The organism is Dorea hominis (genome assembly GCF_014287705.1).
In the GTDB taxonomy this organism is placed as follows: domain Bacteria; phylum Bacillota; class Clostridia; order Lachnospirales; family Lachnospiraceae; genus Dorea_D; species Dorea_D hominis.
The window spans coordinates 187,273-206,257 of the sequence record NZ_JACOOY010000001.1 but is presented as its reverse complement, the minus strand read 5'-3'; the positions used below and the strand labels follow the sequence as shown (position 1 = coordinate 206,257).

Annotated in this window: 17 protein-coding genes; 15 read left to right on the top strand and 2 right to left on the bottom strand. The window is 42.2% G+C overall.

Translation table 11 applies throughout. From position 1 onward, the window contains the following. Window positions 1-152: 152 nt before the first annotated feature. From ftsZ to H8S07_RS00960, 7 genes are all read left to right on the top strand, one after another. On the top strand, window positions 153-1,415 hold the full coding sequence (gene ftsZ, locus H8S07_RS00990; protein WP_021861568.1) for a cell division protein FtsZ: 1,263 nt from the start codon (window positions 153-155) through the stop codon (window positions 1,413-1,415). 226 nt (window positions 1,416-1,641) lie between these two features. Then, on the top strand, window positions 1,642-2,418 hold the full coding sequence (locus tag H8S07_RS00985; RefSeq protein ID WP_158549926.1) for a sigma-E processing peptidase SpoIIGA: 777 nt from the start codon (window positions 1,642-1,644) through the stop codon (window positions 2,416-2,418). Between the two features lie 11 nt (window positions 2,419-2,429). Continuing rightward, window positions 2,430-3,170 carry an RNA polymerase sporulation sigma factor SigE gene (gene sigE, locus H8S07_RS00980; RefSeq protein ID WP_021861567.1) on the top strand — a complete coding sequence of 247 codons (741 nt, stop codon included), beginning with the start codon at window positions 2,430-2,432 and terminating at the stop codon, window positions 3,168-3,170. Between the two features lie 104 nt (window positions 3,171-3,274). Then, window positions 3,275-4,882, top strand: a complete 1,608-nt coding sequence (locus tag H8S07_RS00975; protein WP_021861566.1) for an MBL fold metallo-hydrolase RNA specificity domain-containing protein — start codon at window positions 3,275-3,277, stop codon at window positions 4,880-4,882. A 118-nt stretch (window positions 4,883-5,000) separates the two neighbouring features. After that, window positions 5,001-5,786: an RNA polymerase sporulation sigma factor SigG gene (gene sigG, locus H8S07_RS00970; RefSeq protein ID WP_021861565.1), complete on the top strand. Its 786-nt coding sequence runs from the start codon at window positions 5,001-5,003 to the stop codon at window positions 5,784-5,786. Window positions 5,787-5,881: 95 nt separating this feature from the next. Further along, window positions 5,882-6,529, top strand: a complete 648-nt coding sequence (locus H8S07_RS00965) for an HAD family hydrolase (RefSeq protein WP_021861564.1) — start codon at window positions 5,882-5,884, stop codon at window positions 6,527-6,529. Between the two features lie 29 nt (window positions 6,530-6,558). Then, entirely contained in the window at window positions 6,559-6,822 is a 264-nt protein-coding gene (locus tag H8S07_RS00960) for a calponin homology domain-containing protein (protein WP_021861563.1), read from the top strand. Between the two features lie 12 nt (window positions 6,823-6,834). On the opposite strand, the gene H8S07_RS00955 is transcribed toward H8S07_RS00960, so the two are convergent. Next, complete coding sequence (locus H8S07_RS00955) at window positions 6,835-7,269, bottom strand: FMN-binding protein (protein WP_021861562.1); 435 nt, start codon at window positions 7,267-7,269, stop codon at window positions 6,835-6,837. A gap of 143 nt (window positions 7,270-7,412) precedes the next feature. Here H8S07_RS00955 and pth point away from each other — a divergent pair, with 143 nt between their 5' ends. From pth to H8S07_RS00940, 3 genes are all read left to right on the top strand, one after another. Continuing rightward, window positions 7,413-7,997 carry an aminoacyl-tRNA hydrolase gene (gene pth / locus H8S07_RS00950; RefSeq protein ID WP_117538377.1) on the top strand — a complete coding sequence of 195 codons (585 nt, stop codon included), beginning with the start codon at window positions 7,413-7,415 and terminating at the stop codon, window positions 7,995-7,997. 4 nt (window positions 7,998-8,001) lie between these two features. After that, window positions 8,002-11,343 carry a transcription-repair coupling factor gene (gene mfd, locus H8S07_RS00945; protein ID WP_186855231.1) on the top strand — a complete coding sequence of 1,114 codons (3,342 nt, stop codon included), beginning with the start codon at window positions 8,002-8,004 and terminating at the stop codon, window positions 11,341-11,343. 98 nt (window positions 11,344-11,441) lie between these two features. Continuing rightward, entirely contained in the window at window positions 11,442-12,512 is a 1,071-nt protein-coding gene (locus H8S07_RS00940; RefSeq protein WP_118519612.1) for a peptidylprolyl isomerase, read from the top strand. Window positions 12,513-12,685: 173 nt separating this feature from the next. Here H8S07_RS00940 and H8S07_RS00935 read toward each other — a convergent pair whose 3' ends face one another. Next, window positions 12,686-13,132, bottom strand: a complete 447-nt coding sequence (locus H8S07_RS00935; protein WP_021861558.1) for a GatB/YqeY domain-containing protein — start codon at window positions 13,130-13,132, stop codon at window positions 12,686-12,688. Window positions 13,133-13,316: 184 nt separating this feature from the next. Here H8S07_RS00935 and H8S07_RS00930 point away from each other — a divergent pair, with 184 nt between their 5' ends. From H8S07_RS00930 to H8S07_RS00910, 5 genes are all read left to right on the top strand, one after another. After that, the gene (locus H8S07_RS00930; protein WP_186855230.1) at window positions 13,317-13,877 is read left to right on the top strand and encodes a V4R domain-containing protein; all 561 of its coding nucleotides are present in this window, start codon (window positions 13,317-13,319) and stop codon (window positions 13,875-13,877) included. Next, on the top strand, window positions 13,867-15,054 hold the full coding sequence (locus H8S07_RS00925; RefSeq protein WP_186855229.1) for a sensor domain-containing diguanylate cyclase: 1,188 nt from the start codon (window positions 13,867-13,869) through the stop codon (window positions 15,052-15,054). Before H8S07_RS00930 ends, H8S07_RS00925 begins: the two co-directional genes overlap by 11 nt. A 266-nt stretch (window positions 15,055-15,320) precedes the next feature. Next, window positions 15,321-15,869, top strand: a complete 549-nt coding sequence (locus H8S07_RS00920; RefSeq protein ID WP_186855228.1) for a stage V sporulation T C-terminal domain-containing protein — start codon at window positions 15,321-15,323, stop codon at window positions 15,867-15,869. A gap of 61 nt (window positions 15,870-15,930) precedes the next feature. Then, window positions 15,931-16,302: a TIGR04086 family membrane protein gene (locus H8S07_RS00915; protein ID WP_021861554.1), complete on the top strand. Its 372-nt coding sequence runs from the start codon at window positions 15,931-15,933 to the stop codon at window positions 16,300-16,302. Between the two features lie 342 nt (window positions 16,303-16,644). Further along, complete coding sequence (locus tag H8S07_RS00910; protein WP_021861553.1) at window positions 16,645-18,939, top strand: protein translocase subunit SecDF; 2,295 nt, start codon at window positions 16,645-16,647, stop codon at window positions 18,937-18,939. Window positions 18,940-18,985 lie beyond the last annotated feature (46 nt).

Here is an 18,985-nt window from a genome sequence, read left to right as displayed (position 1 = left end):
ATATATGGCAAGCTGTACTTTTGTATGTGTTGCTTTATGTATAACGCATCGTGCCGCAGTGCCGCAGGATCGGGGAAGATGGCACGGCGGGATACTCGAAGAGTATGGGATGTATAATATATATAATAAGGATAACAAAGGAGGAGAAACCCTTGCTAGAAATTAAGACAAATGAATCAGAAGCAGCGGCAAAGATAATTGTTGTTGGAGTAGGTGGCGGAGGAAATAACGCCGTGAACCGTATGATCGATGAACAGATTGCCGGTGTGGAATTTATAGCTATTAATACAGATAAACAGGCTTTACAGTTATGTAAGGCACCGACACTTATGCAGATTGGTGACAAGATTACAAAAGGACTTGGCGCCGGAGCAAGACCTGAAGTAGGTGAGAAAGCTGCCGAAGAGAGTGCAGAAGAGATTTCCGCAGCACTGAAAGGTGCAGACATGGTATTCGTTACTTGCGGTATGGGCGGCGGAACCGGAACAGGAGCAACTCCTGTTGTGGCAAGAATTGCAAAAGAGCAGGGTGCATTAACTGTCGGAGTTGTAACAAAGCCATTCCGTTTTGAGTCCAAGACACGTATGAGTAATGCCCTTGGCGGAATTGAAAAGTTAAAAGAGAGCGTAGATACTCTGATTGTTATCCCGAATGACAAGTTATTAGAGATCGTTGACAGACGCACAACTATGCCGGAAGCTCTGAAGAAAGCTGACGAAGTATTGCAGCAGGGTATTCAGGGTATTACCGACCTGATCAATGTTCCTTCACTGATCAACCTGGACTTCGCAGATGTTCAGACTGTTATGACAGACAAGGGTATCGCACATATCGGTATCGGTCAGGGTCGTGGTGATGACAAAGCACTGGAAGCTGTGAAACAGGCAGTTGCCAGTCCACTTCTTGAGACAACGATCGCGGGTGCATCTCATGTTATCATTAATGTATCTGGTGATATTACGCTGATGGATGCTTCTGATGCGGCAGAATTTGTGCAGGATCTTGCAGGAGAAGAAGCAAATATTATCTTCGGTGCTATGTATGATGATTCCAGAGCTGATGAAGCAACGATTACAGTTATCGCTACCGGTCTTCACAATGTAGAAGGAAGCGCTTCTAAGTTAAAATCAAGACTGGAGAACAGAACTGCGCCGGCAGGAACCGTACATCACAGAGAATATGAAAGAGAGAGAGTTGCGCAGCCGATGAGAACACAGTCTCATATTCAGCAGCACGCTCAGTCATCCCAGAAACTGGATGCTGGCATGGCATCTGCAAAGAGCAGTGCATCCGCTTCCGGACAGCAGGTTAGAAGAGCGATGGGAGGAACAGCACCGACTCTTGAGACACCGAGAACACCTACGAGCAAGGTGAAGGAACAGTCCATCAAGATTCCGGATTTCTTTAAGAAATAAGTGTTTTTGTAAACAAAATAAAGACATAAGCAACAAAGAAGCCTACATTTTTATCGACAGATGAAGATGCAGGCTTCTTTGTTTGTTTTATCGCTGTCAGTTTCCGTCGAAAGAAACTGACAAAATCACGCCAGATTCTGACAAAATTTTAAAGGGCATATCTTTATAATAATAATTGCACATGGACCAAATCGATTTAGTTTCCAAAGGAAAAAGAAGGTGGAAAATGCAGTACGAACTGTACATAGATGTATTTTTCCTGATCAATGCCATTATGGATTGGATGCTCCTTAAGATAACAGGGAAAATCCTTTCGTGTAAAGTAGGAAAAATGCGTATCCTGTGGGGAGCATTTCTTGGAGCATTTTTGACATGTATTGTCTGGAGTATTCCTGGTATTCCAGGAATTTTGAAACTGCTTTTTTTCTACACTTTTGTAAATGTTGTTATGATTCAGGCAGGACTGGGAATCAGAAGAAGCAGAGAGCTTGTGAGAGCGTTCATCGTTCTCGGAATCAGCGCAGTGCTTATGGCAGGTATTCTGTCCCTGTTTCGGCAATATATCCGTTATGGCAGCCTTTTCTTTGGATGTGTGATTGCGGGGGACTACCTGGCAGGTGGAATTCTCTGGATGTTACAGCAGTTGTTCAGAAAGAAATTCGGAACATGCAGAATCCGTCTGGAGCATGCGGGGCAGAACTATGATGGAAAAGCACTGATTGATACGGGAAACCGTCTGCGTGATCCGGTCAGTGGAGAACCGGTAAATATACTGGATCCGGAAATAGCGGAATGTCTGCTGAAAGAAGAAATTCCACAGATGCGTGAGATCGCATATCACAGTATTGGGAAAGAAAATGGTGTTATGAAAGCTTTCCGGATAGAAAGAATGATATTTCCAGAGAAGGAAAATATGGTCATAAAGAACGGATTAGTTGCGGTCAGTGAGGAAAAGATCCTATGCGAAGATTGTCGGATGATTCTGAATCCTGATATATTTTAGGAGGAAATCATATGGTAATTAAAGTTGCAGTACCGAATCAGTTCAAATTAAAAATCATTCCGGGTATCCGTACATTTTTATTTCCGGATCATCGGGAAATCCATTATATAGGAGGATCGGAGATTCTTCCGGCACCACTTTCACCGGAGAAGGAAGAAGCGACGATCAGAAGTCTTAAGAATGGAGATGCGAATGAAGCAAGAAAGCTTCTGATCGAACATAATCTTCGTCTGGTTGTGTATATAGCAAAGAAATTTGATAATACGGGAGTTGGTGTGGAAGATCTGATTTCCATCGGAACGATCGGACTGATCAAAGCGATCAATACGTTCAATCCGGAGAAAAAAATCAAGCTTGCTACATATGCATCCAGATGCATTGAAAATGAGATTTTAATGTATCTGCGCAGAAATAATAAAACAAAGATGGAAGTATCGATTGATGAGCCGTTAAATGTGGATTGGGATGGAAATGAGCTGCTGCTTTCAGATATACTTGGCACGGATGAAGATACCATTTACCGGGATATGGAGCAGGAAGCAGAAAAGAAAGTGTTGTTTGGGGCAATCAACCGGCTGAGCGCAAGGGAGCAGACGATCATACGAATGCGATTCGGATTGAATGATGCGAAAGGTGAAGAAAAAACACAGAAGGAAGTGGCGGATATTCTTGGCATATCCCAGTCTTATATTTCGAGGCTGGAAAAGAAGATCATGCAGAGACTGAAAAAAGAAATGCTGAAGTATTCTTGATGATCGTTAATGCATGTGAAAAATGCCGAAAAATGACTGATATTCAGAAAATATAGAAAAAGAAATGAAAAAGTGGTACAATAAAGAAAAAAGGGGCTGATGATATGAAGCTTATATTTATCGGTGCAGACCATGAAGTTACAGGAAGCTGCCACTTGATTGAGGCATGCGGAAAACATATTCTCGTAGACTGTGGAATGGAACAGGGACCGGATCTGTATGAGAATCAGGAAATCCCGGTAAAGGCAGGAGACATCGATTATGTGCTTCTGACACACGCACATATTGATCATTCTGGAAAGATTCCACTGTTGTGCAAGGAAGGTTTCAGAGGAGAGATCATATCTACATTTGCAACAGCAGACCTCTGCGATATCATGCTTCGTGACAGTGCACATATCCAGGAGTTTGAAGCACAGTGGAGAAACAGGAAGGCAATGCGAAGTGGCGAACCATTATATGAGCCGTTATATACGATGGAGCATGCAATGGCAGCAATCAAACTTCTGCATCCGTGTGATTATGAACAGCGGATCACACTCTGTGACGGTATTGATATCCGTTTTACAGATGTGGGGCATCTGCTTGGATCAGCAGCGATCGAAATCTGGATCACAGAAGAAGGCGAGACGAGAAAACTCGTATTTTCCGGTGACGTGGGGAATGTGAACCAGCCGATCATCAAAGACCCAAAAACAGTAAAAGAAGCAGATTATGTTGTGATCGAATCGACGTACGGTAATCGTACACATGGAGAAGATATTCCGGATTATGTAGGAGAATTTACAAGAATCCTGCGAGAAACATTTGCGAAAGGAGGAAATGTTGTAATTCCGTCTTTTGCTGTTGGGAGAACACAGGAGATCCTGTATTTTATCCGTGAGATCAAAGAGAAGAATCTGCTTCCGGAATATCCGGGATTTGAAGTATATGTAGACAGCCCTCTTGCGATAGAAGCAACGAACGTATTCCAGAAAAATGTACAGTCCTGCTTTGATGAAGATGCAATGAAACTGATACAGCAGGGAATCAACCCGCTTGTATTTCCGGGCTTACGCACAACGATTACAAGTGATGAGTCAAAACTGATCAATTTTGATGAAAAACCAAAAGTTATACTGTCAGCATCTGGTATGTGTGAAGCTGGCCGTATCAGACATCATCTGAAACACAATCTGTGGAGAAAAGAATGTACGATCTGCTTTGTAGGCTATCAGGCAGTGGGAACATTGGGAAGAAAGTTGATCGAGGGAGCACAGGTTGTAAAACTGTTCGGTGAAAATGTGGAAGTCAATGCGAAAATCGAAGTGCTGAAAGGTATCAGTGGCCATGCAGATATGAACGGACTGCTATACTGGATGAGTGGGTTTACTTCTGATATCCGGCATGTCTTTGTCGTACACGGAGAAGATCAGGTAACAGATGAATTTGCTGCTCTTATTGAGGAAAAATTTGGCTATCCGGCGTTTGCACCTTATTCCGGCGGAAGCGTAAATCTGCTGACCGGAGAGATTATAAGTGAAGGTATACGGATGCCGAAGAAAGCATCTGAGAAACCGGAGAAAATCCGGAAACATACCGCATTTGAACGTGTGGTTGCGGCTGCGAAGAGACTGCTGGAGGTCGTTTATAAGAATGAGGGACTCGCCAATAAAGAGCTTGCAAAATTAGAATCCCAGATCCAGAATCTTGCAGATAAATGGGACAGATAGAAAAGAATGTCAAGGGATAAAAGTTTTTTTATTTTATCTTAAGACCGCATAACGTGTGTAGATATGGAGATGATTTCTACTAGAAAAGAAAGTACATCTGGTAGAGGAGGATCTCGATATGACACAGGGAAAAGTAGAAATATGTGGAGTGAATACAGCAAAGCTTCCAATCCTGAGTGAAAAGGAGAAGGAAGCTTTGTTTGCGCGTATAAAAGAAGGAGATGAAGAGGCGAAAGATGCTTATATCAAAGGAAATCTAAGGCTGGTGCTGAGTGTGATCCGGCGCTTTTCTGCGAGCAGTGAAAACTCGGATGATTTATTTCAGATCGGCTGTATCGGTCTTATTAAAGCAATCAATAATTTTAATACAGAATTGGACGTAAAGTTTTCTACTTATGCAGTTCCGATGATCGTTGGAGAAATCCGTCGTTATATGCGGGATAACAATTCCATCCGTGTTAGCAGATCCCTGCGAGATACAGCGTACAAAGCGATTTACGCAAGGGAAAATTATATGAAACAGTATCAGAAAGAGCCGACCGTGCAGGAAATTGCAAAAGAAGTAGGCATATCGAAAGAAGATATTGTCTTTGCGATGGACGCAATCCAGACACCGGTAAGTCTGCAGGAGCCGGTGTATAACGATGGCGGAGATGCACTTTATGTGATGGATCAGATCAGTGACCATAAAAATAAAGAAGACAGATGGATTGAGAATCTGTCACTGGAAGCGGCAATGAACCGTTTAAATGAAAGAGAGAGGTATATCATTGATCTGCGCTTTTTTGAAGGAAAAACACAGATGGAAGTGTCGGATGAAATTGGAATTTCACAGGCACAGGTCAGCAGACTGGAAAAAAATGCACTGCGTATTATGCGGCGCTATCTTGGGGACGGAAAATGATTCCGTTCCTTTTTGATTGCAGATTGAAAGGAATTTTTAGTTGCATTTTAGAACAGGTCATACTATTATATTAATTGCATGGAGGACATAAGAAAATGAAAGCTTGTATTTTTGATTTAGATGGAACACTTACAGATACTCTGGAATCGCTTGTATATTCCGTACGCGCCACATTGAGAGAGATGGGATTGCCGGAGATTACGAAAGAGCAGTGCAGAACTTTTGTTGGAAATGGTGCCAGACGTCTGATGGAAGAATCGCTGGCAGCTGTCGGTGATGAGAATGCAGAACGGCTGGAAGAAGGAATGCAGGTTTATGGAAGAATATTTGATGAGAACTGTACATATCATGTAACACCTTACGAAGGAATTGTTAAGATGCTTGAAGCATTGAAAGACAGAGGAATCAAACTCGCCGTATTATCCAACAAACCACATGCACAGGCGGTAAAGGTTGTGCGTAAGATCTTTGGTGACGGAGTGTTTGATTACGTGTCCGGGCAGCAGGAAGGAATTAGGAGAAAACCCGCGCCGGATGGTGTATGGCATATTCTGGAGGTACTGGGTGCAGAGGCATCGGAATGTCTGTATGTGGGAGATTCTGAAGTGGATATAGAAACGGGAAAGAATGCAGGTCTTAAGACGATTAGTGTAACTTGGGGCTTCCGTTCCGAACAGGAATTAAGAGAAGCAGATCCGGAGCATATGATCGCGAAGCCGGCAGATCTTCTTGCATATGTTTAAAAGTCTATGAGAGGAAGGAGGAAAAGAGCATGTATGAGTATGATGAGGAATGTCTGAAAACATTTCTGGAGAATCAGTCACAGCTTTTTGACGAGCCGGTGGCAGAGACGCTGGAAGGAGCAGAAGCTTTTCTGGAGGAATGCATGGCAACGATCGTAGAGAATATTGATGAAGTCCGTGAATTTCTTGAAGAAGAGGGACTTGACGTTGAAGGAATGTCTTCTGAAGAACTGGAAGACGCATCTGAAGTATTCGTACTTCCGGGGGGACGTTATTTGATCGTAGAAGGATAGGAAAAGCCGCAGCTATTTGGATGCTGCGGCTTTTTCTAACGCTTCTTGTATTGCATTTATAATGATCTGGGAAGTGTAAGGATTGTCTTTGGAGTAGGAGATATTTTCTAAAGACTGTTTTTCGTAGACCTGGTCGGCAATCTCTTCGAGAGTGGGCTGTATCAGTGGGTACATGGCAGTAACAGATTCGCTTAAGTTTGTGAATCGGATTGAACTAATTTTGGAACTGTCAACGGTTACTTCCACTTCCAGATCTGTATTATTTAAAGTGAGGGAAGAAGAATAAGTTCCCGGCGTATATGTCTGGCCGGAAGTCTTTTTTTCTTCCTTTTTTGGTCCGAACATAAAGAAAAGAAGTAAAATCAGTATAAGTGCAAGAACAGCAAATACGACTGTATATATAATTTCTCTCATATGCAGTACAATTATTTTAGTTTTGGAACTCATCAGCGACCTCCTGTATATTATAGATTCTATTTGCTTTCTATAATGTATGAAAAAAAACGGAAAAATATACATGTATTTTTTCCGTGACAAATGAGTAGAGTTCCTGTAGAATGTTAAAAGAGAAAATGGAAGGTGAGAAACATATGTATATAATTGCAGGACTTGGTAATCCTACCATGCAGTATGAAGGAACCAGACATAATGCCGGGTTCGATGTCATAGATGCACTGGCAGACAAATATAATATATCCGTAGACGGGCGTAAGAACAGAGCCTATATCGGTAAAGGAATCATAGAAGGACAGAAAGTACTCCTTGTAAAACCGCAGACTTACATGAATCTGAGCGGTGAGAGCATTGGGGGGCTGGTTGATTATTTTAAAATAGATGAAGAACAGGATCTGATCGTCATTTATGATGACATCAGTCTGTCGCCGGGACAGATCCGTATCCGTAAGAAAGGAAGTGCCGGAGGACATAACGGGATCAAAAATATTATTGCCCATCTGGGAACCCAGGTATTTCCAAGGATTAAGGTCGGAGTGGGAGAGAAACCGAAAAAATATGACCTTGCCGATTATGTGCTGAGTCATTTTACAAAGGCGGAGAGGAAAGAGATGGAAGAAGGCTACCAGAAAGCAATTCAGGCTGTGGAGAAGATCCTTGCCGGTGAGATGGAAGCGGCTATGAATGAATTTAACCGTAAGGTGAAGCCTAAGGAGGCATAAAAGTATGAAGGCGCTGACAGAACCGTTACGAGAGCTGGCGGAATTTGAAGATATTTATAAAAAAAGAAAAGAAAACCCCGGGATGATACGCATTTCGGGGTGTGTTACTTCTCAGAAAACACATTTTATGTACGCACTTGGCGATGGCTCCGCTTACAGAGTCATCGCCTGTTCCAGTGAGTCAAAAGCGAGAGCTTTATATGAAGAGTATAAGATGCTTTCGGAAGATGTGTATCTGTATCCGTCAAAGGATTTTCTGTTTTATCAGGCAGATATAAGAAGTAAAGAGCTGGTGAAGCAGCGAATGGAGGTGCTGGAGGCGGTTATTCAGAAGGAGCAGGTGACGGTTGTTACGAGTTTTGATGCATTTATGGATGTGCTGCTTCCGAAAGAGACGATCCGTGAACGTGTGATTCATATAAAGAATACGGATACACTGGATCTGAAGGAACTGGAAGACCGACTGGTGAAGATTGGATATGACAGAGAAGTACAGATTGAAGGTCCCGGTCAGTTTGCCGTTCGGGGAGGGATTATTGATATTTATCCACTTACAGAGAATCTGCCTGTACGGATCGAACTGTGGGGGGATGAAGTGGATTCTGTCCGCAGTTTCGATGTGGAGACACAGCGTTCAATCGAAAATCTGACGGAAGTGTTCATTTATCCGGCAGTAGAGTATCCGACTGACGAAGAAAAAGGCGTATCGTTTCTTGATTATTTTGAAAAAGAAAAGACAATCCTGTTTCTGGATGAGCCAGTAAGACTTCTGGAAAAAGGCGAAGGCGTGGAAGAAGAGTTCGTAGAAGCGCAGAAGCGTCGTGTAGAGAATGGCTGCAAAGTTTCGGATGAAGAGATGCGGATGTATACCGTTGAAGAGTTGAAAAAAAAGATGAATGGATATGCATCTGTCGGATTTATGGCATTGGAAATGCGCGCACCGGGGCTGGAACTCCGGGAATCCTACCAGTTACAGACAAAGAGCGTTAATCCATATAACCGGAGCTTTGAACTTCTGACGCAGGATCTTAAAAGATTGAAAAGAGGAAAATACCGCGTTGTATTATTGTCCGGTTCAAGAACGCGTGCCAAACGTCTTGCCGAAGACTTAAGAGATTATGATCTGAGTAGTTATTACAGTGATGATTCGGACAGGCTTGTGAAACCGGGAGAGATTATGACAGCATACGGACATATTGCAGAAGGATATGAGTATCCGATGCTGAAATTTACAGTCATTGCAGAGAGTGATATTTTCGGAAAGGCGAAGAAAAAGAAAAAAAGAAAAATTTATGAAGGACGGAAGATCCAGAACTTTTCTGAGCTGAAGCCGGGAGATTACGTTGTACATGAGAATCACGGCCTTGGGATCTATCAGGGAATCGAAAAGATTGAGGTTGATAAGATTACCAAAGATTACATGAAAATTGCCTATGCCAAGGGCGGCAATCTTTATATTCCGGCAACACAGCTTGATCTGATCCAGAAATATGCCAGCGCGGATGCAAAGAAGCCGAAACTTAACCGTCTCGGCTCCCAGGAATGGGTGAAGACGAAGAAAAGAGTCCGCGGTGCGGTAAAGGTTATCGCCAAAGATCTGGTAGAACTGTATGCAGTAAGACAGAACCAGGAAGGTTATGTGTACGGACCGGATACGGTATGGCAGCAGGAATTTGAAGAGATGTTCCCGTTTGAAGAGACGGAAGATCAGATGCATGCGATCGAAGCAGTGAAGAAAGACATGGAGAGCAAGAAGATCATGGATCGTCTGATCTGCGGGGATGTTGGCTATGGAAAAACGGAAGTTGCCATCCGTGCGGCATTTAAAGCAGTACAGGAAGATAAGCAGGTTGTCTATCTCGTCCCGACAACTATTCTTGCACAGCAGCATTACAATACATTTGTTCAGCGTATGAAAGAATTTCCGGTGCGTGTGGATCTGATGTGCCGATTCCGTACACCGTCGCAGCAGAAAAAGACGATACAGGATCTGAAAAAAGGGCTTGTTGATATTGTCATCGGTACACACCGTGTGCTGAGCGAAGATGTGGAATTTAAAAATCTCGGATTGCTCATTATTGATGAGGAACAGCGCTTTGGTGTGCAGCATAAAGAAAAGATCAAGAAAATGAAAGAAAATGTCGATGTGCTGACGCTTACGGCGACACCGATACCAAGAACTCTGCACATGAGTCTCATCGGTATCCGTGATATGAGTGTACTGGAAGAAGCTCCGGAAGAGCGTATGCCAATCCAGACTTATGTCATGGAATATAATGATGAAATGGTACGTGAGGCGATTGAGCGTGAATGTGCCAGACAGGGACAGGTTTATTATGTATATAATCGGGTGGAAGATATTGCAGATGTGGCAGGTAGGATTCAGAAACTTGTACCGGATGTAAATGTGGCATATGCACATGGACAGATGCGGGAGCATGAACTGGAAAAGATCATGTATGATTTCATTAACGGGGAAATCGATGTGCTTGTATCTACGACAATTATTGAAACAGGACTGGATATTTCCAATGTCAATACAATGATCATCCATGATGCGGATAGACTGGGACTTTCTCAGCTCTACCAGCTTCGTGGACGTGTCGGAAGGTCGAACCGCATGGCATACGCATTTTTACTGTACAGAAGAGATAAACTTTTAAAAGAAGTAGCAGAAAAACGACTGGCGGCGATCCGGGAATTTACAGATCTGGGTTCCGGTTTTAAGATTGCCATGAGGGATCTGGAGATCCGTGGAGCGGGAAATCTGCTTGGAGCTGAACAGCATGGGCATATGGAAGCAGTCGGTTATGATCTGTACTGTAAAATGTTAAACGAAGCAGTCAAACAGTTAAAAGGTGAGATGGAGGAAGAAGATTTTACGACAACCATTGATCTGAATGTAGATGCATTTATCCCGGATTCCTATATTCCGAATGAATACCAGAAACTGGATATTTATAAAAGGATCGCGGCAATCGAATCGGACGAAGAACGGGAAGATATGGAGGAAGAACTGATCGACCGTTTTGGAGATTCGCCGAAAAAAGTTGGTACCCTTCTGGAAGTTGCTGCACTGAAAGCAAGAGCACATAAGCTTTATGTGACGACAATTGAACAGAAAGGTGACATGTATACCTTTACAATGTATGAACATGCGAAAGTACAGCCAGAGAGGATTCCGAAGCTGATCGAACTGTTCCGGGGGAGTCTTACATTCCGTGCAGAGAATTATACATTTGTATATGTTCACAAGATTCGGAATAAAAGAGAAAAACCACCGATGCCAACAGAGATTGTAGCAAAGGTTCTGGATGGTATTGCAAGAATTCTGGTACAAAACTAATAAAATCTTAATAATCATTCGGGAATAGCCGGTTGACTCATTCTGGTATGTTAAGCTATACTTAAGAGAACGATCAGAATGCAGAAGGGAAATAAGATATGAAGAAAAGAATCACAGCAGTGATACTCGCAGCAGTGCTTGCAGTCACAACGCTTACCGGATGCAGTTCATCAATGAGTGGAAAAGATGCGGCAGTAACGGTAAATGGGATTGATGTAACTGCTGATATTGCTGAATTTTATGCAAGATATATCCAGGCGGGATATGAGACTTACTATGCGGCATATATGGGAAATGATATGTGGGGATCCCGTGCTGAAAAGGGCAATAATTATGAAGATGCAGTCAAAGAACAGGTGATAGAAGATCTGGAGACGATGCTGTTATCGGAAGAGCATATGAAAGAATATAAGGTGACGCTCTCCCAGGCAGAAAAAGATGTGATTGAGAAGTCAGCCAGAGAATTTGATGAAGATAATGCGCTTCATAATAAGAATCAGGTGTCCGGTGAAAGAAAGACAGTAAAGCGCCTGCTTACACTGATGGCTGTAGAGAGTAAAGTGAAAAAAGCAGTAGAAGATAAAGCAGATGTGAAAGTCACGAATGAAGAGGCAAAACAGAAGCGGATGCAATATGTTCTGTTCCCTTATAAAGAGACGAAAGAGACCGGAAAAGGACTTGAACTTTCCGCTGCTGAGAAGAGACAGGCAAAAGCAGATGCAGAAGCTTTTCTGGAACATGCAAAAGAGAAGAAGGATTTTGAGAAAGCGGCACAGGATGCCGGGAAGATTTATAAAGAAGTGACATTTGATTCCGCATCTATAAAGCCGGACAAGAAGCTAGTGAAGGCAGCAGATGAACTTTCCAAGGGAGATCTTACTGATGTGGTTGAGACAGAAGAGGGATGTTATGTAGCAAAGCTTGTCAGCTTGAAAGACAGAAAAGCAACAGCGGATAAGAAGAAAAAATTGATTGCACAGCGAAAGAATAAGATTTATGAGCAGACGAAAGATGAATGGCTGATGGAAGCGGATATCAGCATACACAAAAGAGTATGGAGATCGATTTCTTATGCGGATCTCGGTGTGCGGATCAAGCAGAAAGAAGAGAAGCCTTATACAGAACATATGAAGACGGACGATCAGACGAATACAGATGTTGATTATTAAAAGATATCAGAGTCAAAAGATGCCATGCAAATGGTTTCGTACTTCGTACTTTTTCAGGCTTTTAACTTTGGCATCAAAAAACAGCAGGTACGGATGTATCTGCTGTTTTTATTATGGCGATGAACTAAGAACCGATCATTTTACGGTCACGGTATTTGAAAAAAGGTGACAGGTTAGTTCATATAAGTCATTAAAATATCATTGACCAGTTTGCCGTCGGCTTTGCCTTTGACTTTTGGCATCAGAACTTTCATGATCTTACCTTTGTCTTTTGCTTCAGGTGCTTCGATTCCGACTTCGGAAAGTGTCGCGTCGATGACAGCGCGGATCTCAGCTTCATCCATCATCTTTGGAGCATACTGCTCTAAAACTGCGAGACGTTTGTTGCACTCGTCAATGATCTCAGTGCGGTCGGCAGGTGTCATTTCCAGAGTTTCTTTAGTCTGTTTAATTTCTTTTAAGATAACCTGAGTTTCTTCCTCGGCGGTCAGGTCAGAACGTTTGTCAATCGCTTTATTCTTAAGAGCTGCGAGTAACATAGATAAGGTTTCCTTGCTTTCTTTATCACCGGCTTTCATAGCTTTTACCATGTCAGCGCGGACTTCATCGATTTTACTCATATTTCATTCCTCCTCTTTAAATCTGCTATCCATTATACAGAAATACGGTGAAAATATCCAGAGTTATGTAAAATCTTTCACATGATATTTTTGGCAACATTACGTTGAATCTTGTTTTTGATAATGATATACTAAATCTGGATGTACATTTGCACAGAGTCTAGAGAGGAAATACAGAAGGACAATGAGTAATAATATTTTTATGGAGGACCGCAGTCCTATTTCATTTGAAGAATATTTGCAGTTTAATGAAAATGGACGGGGCAATCTTGGGGATATGCTTCCGGTAACAGTATACCGGATGTTGGAATATTCGATCAAAGAAGAGCTTGTAAATAATTTCGGAAAAGAAAAGCAGATAGAGATTTTTCGGAAAGCAGGACGCAAATCCGGTGAATATTTTGCAAAGAATATGATGAATCTCGACCAGCCACTGGATTCATTTCTGAGTGAGTTACAGCGAAAACTGGAAGAATTTAAGATTGGTGTTTTAAGAATTGAAAGTATAGAAGAAAAGAGCGGGAAAATCATATTGACCGTATCGGAAGATGCGGACTGTTCAGGACTTCCGATTCTTGGCGAGACTGTATGTAATTATGATGAAGGATTTATTTCCGGAATTTTATCTGTATATACAGATAAGCCATATGAAGCCATTGAAGTAGACTGCTGGGCTACTGGTGACCGTGTATGCCGGTTTCATGCAAATGTAATAGAAGACGGGGAACAGACAGATGAAACATAAAGATAATTGTGAACAGTTATTTGAATATCTTCGCAGTATTTTATATGACGATAAAGTGAATGCTTTGCAGATAGATGATCTGGAACCTGCTTTTGAGAAACTTGGAAAAGGAATGCAGTATCTGGAACAGGCGGTACGAGAGATGAAAGAATATTCTGCGGCGATATCTGTGGGAAATCTTTCGGTGGAAGCGCCGCCGCGTGAGAATTTCCTGTGTAAGAATCTCAAAAATATCCATGCAAATCTGAACCATTTAAGCTGGCAGGCAAAACAGGTTGCCAAAGGAGATTATTCCCAGAGTGTTTCTTATCTGGGAGAATTTTCAGAAGCGTTTAATACAATGACAAAGCAGTTAAAAGAGCGGGAACAGTATCTGAAGCAGGAAGCAGAACGTGAGAAGACACATGCGAATATGGTAGAAAGTTACAATCAGCTTTTGATCCAGCTGATTGAGCGAAGCAAAGAAGACATTCTTGTTTTAAGTAAAGACAGACAGGAAACACTGTATTGCAGCGGGAAGAGTCTGTCAAATTCAAAACACAGAGAAATTTACGAGATCTGCCGGGAAAGACTTGCAGAAAAACTTGCAGAGGTTGAGGCGGAAGAGAATGCCTGTGAGTGTGAATGGGAGTGGGAAGAACAGGTGTCCGATCATCGCTATTATTATGTCGCTACAGGATTTATGGAGTGGCAGGGTGAGAAAGCATACGCACATATTATACGTGATATCACGGAAGAAAAGGAACGTGAGGAAAAACTGGAAGAGAAGGCATATCTGGATGCGCTTACCGGGATTGGTAACCGTAATCTTCTGGTTGGAAAGATGAAAGAATTTCTTGAAAAAAGCGAGAAATTTGTGTTCTGCTACTGTGATCTCGATCATTTAAAATATATCAATGATACTTATGGTCATGAAGAAGGAGACTGGTATCTGAATCATTTTGTCGATATAGTACAGGAACAAATCCGAAAGAAGGATCTGTTTGCAAGGATTGGTGGAGACGAATTCTGCATTGCGATTGAAGAATGTGACAAAGCATATCTGAGAGAACGGATGCAGATGATCCAGGAAGCTTTCCGCACCAGAGTAGAACGTCCATATCTGAAAGATTTCAGCTTTGGTATTATTGATTCTTTTGAATTTCCGGTGAAAGCATCGGTGCATGAGCTGATCTAGGAAGCAGATAAACGTATGTATAGCCAGAAAGAAGAACATCGAAGAGCACTGGAGCTTCATAACCGCGCATAGGCGGGTATGAAGCTCCTGATATTTCTGTGGCTGGGAGCTGTCAGTGGCAGTCTCGGCAGGTTTTATGAAATACAGAATATTTTTACATATTTTCCATATACTAACTGCACAGATTATATATAGAAAATATTACAGAAATCAGGAAACTTATAAATCAAAAAGCAGTTAAAATAACTTGGGTATTGGAGGAGAATATGAAAGCCACAGGAATAGTCAGAAGGATAGATGATCTCGGGCGCGTCGTTGTTCCAAAAGAAATCCGCAGAACACTCCGCATTCGGGAAGGAGATCCGTTAGAGATATTTACAGACCGGGAAGGTGAAATCGTATTGAAGAAATATTCACCAATCGGCGAATTGAGTGCACTGGCGGGAAATTATGTGCAGAGCTTATCGCAGAGCCTGCACTGCACGGCAGCAATCTGCGATATGGATCAAATCGTTGCGGTGGCAGGTGGAGGTAAAAAAGAACTGGACGAGCAGCTTATCAGTAAAGAACTGGAAGAAATACTGTTAAAAAGGAAAAAACTGCTTGCATTTCAGGAGGATTCTTCTTATGTAAATGTTGTGGATGTGGAAGAGTCTGCTTTCACCGGAGAAGCAATCTGCCCGATTTTGTGTGAAGGGGACGTGATTGGAGGTGTGCTTTTACTTGGCGAAAAGAACCGAAAGAAATTAACCGATCTGGAAATGCAGGTCGCCGTCTGCGTTGCAGATTTTTTCGGCAGACAGATGGAACAATGAGGAAGAAACAGGAATAAAAGCCCTTTTCTTTTCATACTTTTGATAAAGAGGAGGGAAGAAGATGAACAGGCTGGAAAAAAATCAGAAAATCATATGGCTGTTGAAGGCATTGCTTTTTTCCTATGTAGTAACAGGCATCAGTCTGCTGCTGTTGTCTGTTTTGTTGTACAAATTTGAATGGAATGAGCATCTTGTTTCGGCAGCAATTGTGGCAGTATATGTATTATCAACGGTTGTAGGAGGAATTGTGATCGGAAAGTTGGTCAGAACCAGACGCTTTTTCTGGGGACTCCTTCTGGGAAATTTATATTTTATTCTGCTTCTGGTCATTACGATCATACTGTATCGTTCGCTTTCCGGAAATGGGCTTAATATGCTGACGGCATGGATTCTCTGTACAGGTGGCGGCATGACAGGCGGTATGATCTCATAAAAATTACGGAAGTAAGATAACGGAATACAATAAAGGAATACAATGAAGGAAAAATGAGCCTCTGATATCAGATGAAAAGCATGGTATCAGAAGCTTTTTGTTATGGCGACGAGGAAAATGCGTCATGCTTACATGACAGCATTTGACGACCGCTAATCAGCGGATAAAACTCGCAAAGCATGTTTTACCGCAGCCTGTGAATTGTTCGGTGAAATATAAGGAAAAGGTTTTCAATTTGGATAAATTGTGCTAAACTAACAAAGTGGACTGTATACGCTGAAAGCATATAATTTCAGACAGTGCAGTTTATGGAGTCGGAAAGAAAGGAAAGGTTTAGCAATTATGAAAAAGGGGAAGGGTATACTGAGTCTGATCTTGACGATCGTGCTGATTGGACTTCTGGGATTTACCACTGCTGTCGGATTCGGAAAAGGTCATACCGGTTCGGCACAGAATATCAAGCTCGGACTGGATCTGGCAGGCGGTGTCAGTATTACATATAAAGTAAAAGATGACAACCCGACAGACAGCGAGATGAATGATACGATCTACAAGTTGCAGAAGCGTGTAGAACAGTACAGTACAGAAGCTTCTGTTTACCAGGAAGGTAAAGACAGAATCAACATTGAGATTCCGGGTGTTTCCAATGCAAATGAGATTCTGGATGAACTTGGACAACCGGGTTCTTTGTATTTTATTTCACAGACAGACAGCAAAGGCAAAGCCAATTATAAACTTGTCAGCTCTACAGGAGATGCTGCGAAAGATTACAAGCTTTCAAAATCTCTGGAAGAAATGCAGAAAGACGGCTCTATTGTCCTGACAGGAACAGATGTCAAATCTGCAAAAGCACAGACGACAGAGAATCCGACAACAAAAGCAAAAGAGAATATTGTATCACTGACGTTTACAAAGGCAGGAACGAAGAAGTTTGCAGATGCTACGAAGAAAGCTTACAAAGCACGCGAGAGTATCGGTATTTACTACGACGGAGCATTTGTCAGTGTGCCGAATGTACAGAATGAGATTACAGATGGTTCTGCACAGATTTCAGGAAATATGACATTTGAAGAGGCAGACGGACTTGCTTCTACGATTCGTATCGGTGGACTGAAACTGGAACTGGAAGAACTACGTTCCCAGGTTGTAGGAGCACAGCTCGGAGAGCAGGCAGTACATACAAGTTTAGTAGCAGGTGCGATCGGACTTGCGGTTGTATTCCTGTTTATGTTATGGGTATATTACCTGCCGGGACTTGCGTCAGGACTTGCACTTCTGATTTATACAGGATTGGTAATGGTTATCCTGAATGCATTTGACATTACACTGACGTTACCGGGAATTGCAGGTATTATCCTGAGTATCGGTATGGCGGTGGATGCCAACGTTATCATCTTCGCTCGTGTGAAAGAAGAGATGACGGCAGGCAGAGGAGTGAAGAATTCACTGAAGACCGGATTCCACAAAGCGATGTCAGCGATCGTTGACGGTAACGTAACAACACTGATTGCAGCAGCAGTTCTGTGGTTTAAGGGTTCCGGTACAGTAAAAGGATTCGCACAGACACTTGCAATAGGTATCATTGTATCGATGTTTACAGCACTTGTTATCACACGTATGATCGTATATGCGTTCTATGGTGTCGGTATCAGAAACGAAAAATTCTACTATCGTCCATGGAAGAAAGAAAGAAAGACTATCGATTTCCTTGCAAAGAAAAAGTATTTCTTTACATTCTCAATTGCTGTTATGGTAATTGGACTTGGAATCATGGGATTCCATGCATCAAAAGGAGACGGAGCATTTGCATATGGTTTGGACTTCCAGGGTGGTACAGCTACGAATGTAACATTTAATGAGGACTACTCTATCAATGATATTGATGCGAAGATCGTACCTGTTGTAGAGAAGACAACCGGTGATCACAATGTTCAGACACAGAAAGTTGCCGGAACAAAACAGATTATCATCAAGACCGTTACATTAAGCTTAAAACAGCGTGAAGCGCTGAACAAAGCGATGGTAGATAACTTTAAAGTAGATGAATCTAAGATCACTGCAGAGAATATCAGCTCTACTGTAAGCAGTGAGATGCGTCAGGATGCAGTTATTGCGGTTATTATTGCAGCCATCTGTATGCTGTTGTATATCTGGTTCCGATTCAAAGATATCCGCTTTGCAACCAGTGCCGTACTTGCATTGCTACATGATGTAATAATCGTAATCATCTTCTACGGTGTTGTAAGAATTTCTGTAGGTAATACATTTATTGCGACAGTGCTTACAATTGTTGGATATTCGATCAACGCGACGATCGTTATCTTTGACCGAATCCGTGAAGAACTGCGTGGCAGAAAGAAAGCAGCAGATCTGGATATGCTTGTAAACAAGAGCATTACACAGACTTTGACAAGAAGTATTTATACCTCTCTGACAACGTTTGTTATGGTAGCAATCCTGTTTATTCTTGGTGTTAGTTCTATTAAAGAATTTGCTGCACCGCTGATGGTAGGTGTTGCATGGGGTGCTTACTCTTCTGTATGTATTACAGGTGCACTGTGGTATGTCATGAAGATGAAGATCGGTGCAAAAGCACAGCCTGCAAAACAGACGGGAGGCAAAAAGAAGAAAAAATAATACGGTTCCGATATAAGAACATAAGCAGCCATGACCATAGATCCTA

What these genes read in the sequence shown, in the direction of transcription:
- H8S07_RS00985 (WP_158549926.1), top strand. Translation starts at nt 1,642, where the DNA reads ATGCAGTACGAACTGTACATAGATGTATTTTTCCTGATCAATGCCATT.
- sigE (WP_021861567.1), top strand. Translation starts at nt 2,430, where the DNA reads ATGGTAATTAAAGTTGCAGTACCGAATCAGTTCAAATTAAAAATCATT.
- H8S07_RS00975 (WP_021861566.1), top strand. Translation starts at nt 3,275, where the DNA reads ATGAAGCTTATATTTATCGGTGCAGACCATGAAGTTACAGGAAGCTGC.
- sigG (WP_021861565.1), top strand. Translation starts at nt 5,001, where the DNA reads ATGACACAGGGAAAAGTAGAAATATGTGGAGTGAATACAGCAAAGCTT.
- H8S07_RS00965 (WP_021861564.1), top strand. Translation starts at nt 5,882, where the DNA reads ATGAAAGCTTGTATTTTTGATTTAGATGGAACACTTACAGATACTCTG.
- H8S07_RS00960 (WP_021861563.1), top strand. Translation starts at nt 6,559, where the DNA reads ATGTATGAGTATGATGAGGAATGTCTGAAAACATTTCTGGAGAATCAG.
- H8S07_RS00955 (WP_021861562.1), bottom strand. Translation starts at nt 7,269, where the DNA reads ATGAGTTCCAAAACTAAAATAATTGTACTGCATATGAGAGAAATTATA.
- pth (WP_117538377.1), top strand. Translation starts at nt 7,413, where the DNA reads ATGTATATAATTGCAGGACTTGGTAATCCTACCATGCAGTATGAAGGA.
- mfd (WP_186855231.1), top strand. Translation starts at nt 8,002, where the DNA reads ATGAAGGCGCTGACAGAACCGTTACGAGAGCTGGCGGAATTTGAAGAT.
- H8S07_RS00940 (WP_118519612.1), top strand. Translation starts at nt 11,442, where the DNA reads ATGAAGAAAAGAATCACAGCAGTGATACTCGCAGCAGTGCTTGCAGTC.
- H8S07_RS00935 (WP_021861558.1), bottom strand. Translation starts at nt 13,132, where the DNA reads ATGAGTAAAATCGATGAAGTCCGCGCTGACATGGTAAAAGCTATGAAA.
- H8S07_RS00930 (WP_186855230.1), top strand. Translation starts at nt 13,317, where the DNA reads ATGAGTAATAATATTTTTATGGAGGACCGCAGTCCTATTTCATTTGAA.
- H8S07_RS00925 (WP_186855229.1), top strand. Translation starts at nt 13,867, where the DNA reads ATGAAACATAAAGATAATTGTGAACAGTTATTTGAATATCTTCGCAGT.
- H8S07_RS00920 (WP_186855228.1), top strand. Translation starts at nt 15,321, where the DNA reads ATGAAAGCCACAGGAATAGTCAGAAGGATAGATGATCTCGGGCGCGTC.
- H8S07_RS00915 (WP_021861554.1), top strand. Translation starts at nt 15,931, where the DNA reads ATGAACAGGCTGGAAAAAAATCAGAAAATCATATGGCTGTTGAAGGCA.
- H8S07_RS00910 (WP_021861553.1), top strand. Translation starts at nt 16,645, where the DNA reads ATGAAAAAGGGGAAGGGTATACTGAGTCTGATCTTGACGATCGTGCTG.